The sequence below is a fragment of the Treponema sp. R8-4-B8 genome (assembly GCF_054786175.1).
This window is the reverse complement of the sequence record NZ_BDHE01000270.1, coordinates 1-573: the sequence shown is the minus strand read 5'-3', so window position 1 is coordinate 573 and position 573 is coordinate 1. Positions and strand designations below refer to the sequence as shown.

1 pseudogene is annotated in these 573 nt (G+C 41.5%); it reads right to left on the bottom strand.

Annotated elements, in window-relative coordinates:
- Positions 1-573, bottom strand: a pseudogene (locus ACYVRA_RS08330) (Rpn family recombination-promoting nuclease/putative transposase); the annotation flags it as partial.

The following is a 573-nucleotide window of genomic DNA, read 5'->3' as shown; positions in this document are numbered from 1 at the left end:
TCGTCCTTCTTGGGATACGTCTGTTGATATTCCCTCTGATACTCACGTATCTTATCTATGAACTGACTGTAATTGTCAAGCGTTTTGCTCTTGCTCAATATTCCCTTATTTCGCCCCTTGTTAATGTTGTAAACCTGCACCACCAGTTCCAAAGGCAAATCAATCTTTATTGTGTCAGTTTTTTCAAAAGCGTCTGAAAGCTTTAATTCTTTGTGATCTGGATACGGGTCCGTACCGTTGTACAGAACGATAAACTCCGGTTTTGGGATTTTTTCGAGCCTCCTTTTAAATTTGTCATCAGGGTCTGTTATTACTTCATACAGTTTTTCAACGTACATCAGACACCTGAGCGGCATATTTTCATTGATAGTTGACTGGTGTTCAATCAAAACAATGAGCCGGTTGTCGAGTAAGAACGAAATGTCGTTTCTCTGCCTCCTGTAAAGTACGTCTGAAAGCGTGTTAATGTCGATAGGCACGTCCGGCGGAAGGGCAACGCCCTTTATCGCTGAATACAGTTCCCTCAAAAGAGCCAGATTACTGAAAAGGAACGTAAAAACAGTATCCTTGTGT